Annotated in this window: 2 protein-coding genes; both read right to left on the bottom strand. The window is 45.5% G+C overall.

The genetic code is table 11. The annotated features are described in order from the left end of the window. Positions 1-5 precede the first annotated feature (5 nt). Positions 6-4,136, bottom strand: a complete 4,131-nt coding sequence (locus VB732_RS30310; RefSeq protein ID WP_323234564.1) for a PAS domain S-box protein — start codon at positions 4,134-4,136, stop codon at positions 6-8. A gap of 25 nt (positions 4,137-4,161) precedes the next feature. Beyond that, positions 4,162-6,153, bottom strand: a complete 1,992-nt coding sequence (locus VB732_RS30315) for an ATP-binding protein (RefSeq protein WP_323234565.1) — start codon at positions 6,151-6,153, stop codon at positions 4,162-4,164. Positions 6,154-6,799: the final 646 nt, after the last annotated feature.

Below are 6,799 nucleotides of genomic sequence, written 5' to 3' on the forward strand. Positions count from 1 at the left end.
AGCGATTACTGATCGGACAGCATAATAAAGAATACATTTTCTAATTCCTTCTCAAAGCGTAGGGTTTTCACCAAATCGGCTTCTTGAGAAAAGATAGAATCGATGATGATCATGTCAGGTTTGGCTGACAGGGCTTTATTGATGCATTCTTGCGGATTGGAGGCTTCAATAACGCTGTATCCCTGAGTTTGCAGTACATCCGATAGGGTTTTTAAGGCTGATGCATTTTTATCTACAACTAACACTTTTTTACTAGAAGTGCCCTGGTAAAGTAGTGAGCCTACTTCGTTGAGAAGTTTCTCTGTATTAATGGGCTTGGTGAGATAGCGATCGATACCAATATGGTAGCCTCGTTCTTTGTTTTCAATAATTGACAAAATAATGATCGGAATGTCTGCGGTCTGGGGATCATTTTTGAGGACGGCTGCCACATCAAAGCCGTTAATTTGGGGCATCATCACATCCAAGAGAATCAAATCAGGACGGGCTATTTTAATTTGATGAATTGCATCTACGCCGTCCTTTCCTTCCCGAACGTTGTAACCTTCGTTTTCCAATTGTTGACGAAGCAGTTCCCGAATGTTAGCGTCATCATCCACAACCAAAATGGTTTTACGGTTTTGGTTCAGCACAGGGTTTGTGGTGATAACGTGTTCTTTGAGTTGTTTGACTAGCGTATCCAGATTCAGGTTAGCAGTGGTTTTTAGATCGCTGGCGTATGTGGGAATGATGAACGAGAATACGCTGCCGTTACCTGGCTCACTTTCAACCCAAATTCTACCGCCATGATGATCGATGATTTGTTTACAGATGGGCAGTCCTAACCCTGTACCTTTGGGTTTGTCGGTGAGAGTGTCCCCAACTTGGCGGAATTTCTCGAAAACTTTCGGCTGATCTTCAGGTGCAATCCCGATGCCTGTGTCGATGACGCTAATGCAAACACCGTCGTGTCCTTGTTTGACGCGGCAGGTGACACAACCAGACTCGGTAAATTTAACGGCATTAGAAATTAGATTGATTAAAACTTGCAGCAAACGGTTGCGATCGCCTACTATCTGAGGCAGTCCAGGTTCAATCTCGCACACCAACTGCAAGCCATTAGTTTCAAATAACCCGGCGGTAGAATTGGTTGCCCAATCGAGCAATTCGCTGGCATCAATTGGCTGCATCTGCCATTCGACCTTACCTGCTTCCATCTTGGCGATGTCCAAGACATCGTTAATTAAAGAGGTGAGCCGTTCTGCTTCCGATACAATAATGTTGAGATTGTCAGCCACCCGCTTAATAGTTTTTTGAAGCTTGCGGTCTTCGGTAGAAAGCATTGGAAACACGTCGGTTTCCAGCTTTTCTTGAATGATGGACGCAAAACCGAGGACAGAAGTCAGTGGTGTCCGCAGTTCATGGGAAACTGTTGAGATGAAGTCGGTTTTCATCTGGTCGATTTCCTTTTCTGCTGTCACATCCCGAATCAGCAGTGCCGAACCGAAGCAGGCGGCGGGTTCTGAATCTGTCGTCTTTTTGAAAATGGCGGTTGCCACTGCCTGACCAATGCGTTCCTTTGTCAGTGCGACTTCGGCAGAGAACACCTCTCCAGGATGGGACTGAGTTCGGGCAACCAGTTCTGTTAAACCAGATATCGGTAATTCTCGGTAGTGAACGTTGAGGGCGGTAGCTGTCAATTCATACATAGCTAGAAAGGCAGGATTGAAGTGGGTGATTTGTCCTGTAGTGTCTGCCACTAACAGACCATCAGCTAAGTTATCTAAAATGGCATTTAATCCCTGCGCTTCTGCTAAGGTATTTTGCAAAGCAGCCGTCCGCTCGACAACCCTAGCTTCCAGTTCTTGATTAAGTTGCCGCAGAGATATTTCCGCTTGTTTGCGGGCAGTGATGTCGGTATTGATTTCCAGCACCGCGCAGGGCTGACCGGATAAATCTCGTTGCAAAGTCCAACGGCTTTGAACGGTGATCGGCTTACCATCGCGCGTGATGTGTTGCACTTCTCCTTCCCAAGTGCCCTGCCGGAGAAACTCTGATAGAATTTCTTCTAAAGGTTTTGGAAAGATTGATTTCAGAAATGCGTGAATGTATTGGTCTTTCACTTCCTCACGCATCCAACCGTAGAGCCTTTCAGCACCCTGATTCCAGTGAGAGATTTTGTCGCTCATATCGCGGACGATGATCGCATCGCTGGAATGATTCAACATATCCAATAAACGTTGATTTTCAGATTCTGCTAGCTTGCGATCGTGAATATCGGTGCAAGCGCCAATCCATTCCCGAATACTGCCGTCTTCTTCCAGTACGGGGGCACCACAGACAGAGAAGTAGCGGTATGTGCCATCCTTGCCACGCAGCCGATATTCGGTTTGGTAGATACCTCGGTTTGCCACAGCAGCATTCCAAACTTCTGTGGAGTCGGCACGGTCATCCGGGTGAATCGGATCGAGCCAGCCCCAACCTTCAACTTCAGCTTCGCTCTGCCCCGTATAGTCCATCCAGGTGAGCATTTCCCTGCTGATTCCTAGCCCTTCTGGGGTAGCTCCCCAGACAATCTGTGAAGTAGCAGTTACTAAGGAGCGATATCGTTCTTGAAGACGCTGATTTTCGGCTTCTGCCAGCTTGCGCTCGTGAATATCGGTGCAGGTACCAATCCACTCTCGAACACTACCGTCTGCTTCTAAAATGGGGGTACCACAGATAGAAAAGTGGCGGTAGTTGCCGTCTTTGCCACGTAACCGATATTCAGTTTGAAAGAGAGTCCGATTCGCCACAGCATTACTCCAGGCAAGGGCTGTGTAGGTACGGTCATCAGGGTAAATCGAATCAAGCCAGCCCAAATCCTGGATTTCATCTGTACTCTGACCTGTGTAAGCTAACCAAGTAGACATTCCATTGCTCACCGCCAGTCCTTCAGGGGTAGTGACCCAGACAATTTGCGAGCTGGCAGTCACCAAAGAGCGAAACCGTTCTTCGCTTTGTTGCAAAGTTTTTTCTGCTAGCTTGCGATCGTGAATATCAGTGCAGGTGCCAATCCACTCGCGGATGCTGCCATCTGCTTCCAAAACAGGAGCTGCATTGCAAAAAAAGTAGCGATAAGTGCCGTCTTTGGCACGAATCCGATATTCCAGTTGATAAATAGTCCGGTTTGCCACAGCAGCACTCCAAATTTCAGCACTCTGGTCACGGTCATCGGGATGCATGACATCCAACCAGCCCCAGTTCATCATTTCGGCTGCACTCTGACCTGTATATGCTTCCCAACCGACTATTTCAGAATTGACCATTCCTTCCGGCGATGCCGTCCAGACCATTTGTGAACTGGCAGTTACTAAAGAGCGATACCGTTGTTCGAGATACTGCTTTTCGGCTTCTGCCAGCTTGCGCTCGTGAATATCGGTGCAGGTGCCAATCCACTCCCGGACGCTGCCATCTTCTTCTATAACGGGCGCACCCCAGACCCAAAAGTAGCGATAGTTGCCATCCTTGCCACAAATTCGGTATTCAATTTGATACATACTCAGGTTTGCCACGGCAGCACTCCAGATTTCTCCGGTGTAGGCGCGATCGTCAGGATGAACGGCATCAATCCAACCCCCATTTTCCGCTTCAGCTAGACTTTGACCTGTATAGGCTATCCAGCTTGCCAGTTCAAAGCAAATTCCCTCTGGTGTACTTACCCAGACAATTTGTGTATTAGCAGTTACCAAAGATCGGTATCGGGCTTCACTCCGTTTCAGAATTTGTTCAGTATGTTGGCGTTCCTGCTGAATGCGTCGAAGGTCGCTAATGTCCTCCACACTAGACCAGATCAGTTGCTCTCCATCTTTCTCAATCATCTGTCCAGAAATTCTAACCGGAACCAGATGCCCGTTTTTGTGGATTAACTCCTTTTCATAAGGGCCGTAGCGACCAGTTTGTTCTAGTTTTTTTAGGATACCTTGGTCAGTGAGGGCATAGTTTTCAGGAGTAATTTGCCAATAGCTGAGATTTAGGGTTTCTGGAACAGTGCGCCCTAAAATTGCAGCATAGGCAGGATTAAGATGAATTAGCGTCCCATCTATTCGGCATAGTGCTAGCCCAACAGGACATTGTTCAAATAGCTGACCGTTGTATTCATCAAGTTGTTTAAACATGGTTGAGGTTTCTCTAGTGACGTATTTAAATCGGGTTAGAACAACAGAACCAAGACAACAAAGTGGCGTAAAGCTTTAACGAAATGGGTTGGCGTTGGAACATCTGGTAAATTTCATCAGCTGATGCAGTTTCCACATCTGGGCTGTGCTGTGAAAGCCGACGGATTAAATGAGTATGGCGGGTCAGCAAATCCGTCGGTTTCAGCATTGGAAGTGTTGATGGAATGAAGCCGTCGGCATCGGGTAGATGAGATAATTCCGTTGGGGAAATTGGCGAAGCAGATGTGTCATTCTGTTCTTCAGTAGCCTCCACCACTGCACAATTTAACGGAATCTGAATCCAGAATTCTGTGCCTTCACCTGGTTGAGAACGACATTTGAGGATTCCTCGATGTTTGTCTACAACAATTTGATAGCTGATTGCCATGCCTAACCCGGTTCCCTTACCAATATCTTTCGTAGTGAAGAAGGGATCGTAAATGCGCTGGATAACCTCCTCTTTCATGCCTGGGCCGTTGTCGGCAATGCGAATTACAACCCACTGCTGATCGATGACTTTGGTACGAATAGTGATGGTCGGAAGTATCATTTGTCCTTTGTCATTTGTTATTTGTGATTCGTTTGATGCCGATGACGAATGACTAATGACTAATGACTCTTCGAGTGCATCGATAGCATTTGCCAAGATGTTCATAAAGACCTGATTCAACTGTCCGGGATAACATTCAATTGGGGGAAGATTTGCATAGTCTTTAATGATTTCAATTGCCGGACGGCGAATATCTGCTTTCAAGCGATGGTGAAGAATCATTAGCGTTCCGTCGATTCCATCGTGAATGTTGACGGCTTTCATTTCGGCTTCATCATGGCGGGAAAAGTTCTTCAGGGATTGGACAATTTCGACGATGCGATCGGTTCCCAGTTTCATGGAATTTAACAGTTTGGGGAGATCCTGCATGATAAATTCCAGGTCTATATCGTCTAATTCTGATTCCAACTCTTGAGGAACAACAGGTAGGAATTTCTGATATTTTTCCAATAGGTGTAATAAGTCTTGGGCGTATGCGGCAACATACCTTAAATTGCCGCAAATAAAGTTAACTGGGTTGTTGATTTCGTGGGCAACTCCGGCAATGAGTTGTCCGAGACTGGACATTTTTTCGCTTTGGATTAACTGAGTTTGGGCTAATTGCAATTCATGGAGAGCTTTCTGAAGCTTGTGTGTTTGGGCTTGTGCTTGAATTGCTGCTTGAGTGCTTTGCTCGTAAAGTAAAGCTTTGTCGATAGCGATCGCACTTTGAGAGGCAAAGATACTTACAAGTTTCAGGTGTTCGGCTTTGTATGAGTCAGTTTTGGATGTCCCAATTGCGATCGCTCCCAGTACCCGCTCTTTGGCTCTTAACGGTACACAAATCATGGCGTTAACGTTTTTTTGCCCCTCTAATCGAGGATCGGCTTGCACATCATTGACGAGTTCTGCCCGGTTGGATTGCACAATGTTGCCGATAACTCCCTTACCCGGTTCCGGGTGACTATTGTCAAAAAACACTCCAAATTCGGCAATGATTTCAAAGGCAGTTGCATCTGGACTCAGGAGTAAAATTATCCCCGCAGACGATTCAATTAATTGACTCAATTCCTGTAGCACGAGTTGGGCAATCTGTCGAGTATCCAAACTTGTTGTGAGTTGAGTCGAGATATCCTCAAACAAATCAATTTCCTGATATCGCTCCAGCAATTCTTTAGCGAGTACTTTCTTTTCAGCTTCCTGCTTGGCCAGAAACGAGAGCAATGTTGCAAGTAGAGTTGTCTGTTCTCCCCCAACAACCCAACCGATGATTTCTCCTGATACCTCGATTGGATATCGGTTTGCGGTAGTTTGCTCCCCGATACTAATTAGTTTCGTGCCGTCTACCAGTTCAACATCAATCGCAATATTGAACTGGTAGACTAAGTTATGAAGCAGAGATGGCAACTCTTTTTTATTGAGCATCTTTCTGAGGTTAACTGCGGACATAAAACACCTCATAAGCAGCAGGTTGCAAATCGACCCCATTCAAGCAAATTGGGTGATTAGTTTTATTAATGAAGGCAGGAGATAAAGGGCAGGAAATAGGAGGAAAACCGCCCTCTCTGGAAAAGAGAGGAATTGTCATAAAAAAAATCTAGAAATATAATAATTTGCTAATTAAGACTAGCTTTCCCAAAAACATTAACGATGTAACAGCAAAGTTGAACGTTAGCAAATAATTTTAAGCTTCTTACCAGAGGTATCCCGCATTTCTCACAAGCTGCTTTGCGTATAAGTAACAAGTAATGAGTAAGAAGTAACAAGTTAAGAATTTTACTCATTACTCCTTACTCACTACTCATTACTCCTCCATTCGAGGTGTGGTGAGAAATCCGGGGTATGTTTCCCTTTGCGTAACTCGCTTATTTTTTAGGACTTACGTAAAGCCACGCGCTCTAGGGCAGTTCATGTAGACGGAAAGCGGAACCCCTATAGGTTCATGTAGACGGAAAGCGGAACCCCTATAGGAAGGATATTGACCTACCTAAAAATCAGGGTTTTAGCTAAAGTTTTGTGTAATTCCTCTCTATAAGACGCTGTTCAGGTTCACTACAAATCTTTAATTATTTACGCCATTCTACTTAGGAACTTC

Source organism: Nostoc sp. UHCC 0252 (genome assembly GCF_034931145.1).
Taxonomy (GTDB): Bacteria; Cyanobacteriota; Cyanobacteriia; order Cyanobacteriales; family Nostocaceae; genus Nostoc.

Excerpts from the sequence above, each read along its gene's own strand:
- VB732_RS30310 (WP_323234564.1), bottom strand. The coding sequence starts at position 4,136 with ATGTTTAAACAACTTGATGAATACAACGGTCAGCTATTTGAACAATGT.
- VB732_RS30315 (WP_323234565.1), bottom strand. The coding sequence starts at position 6,153 with ATGTCCGCAGTTAACCTCAGAAAGATGCTCAATAAAAAAGAGTTGCCA.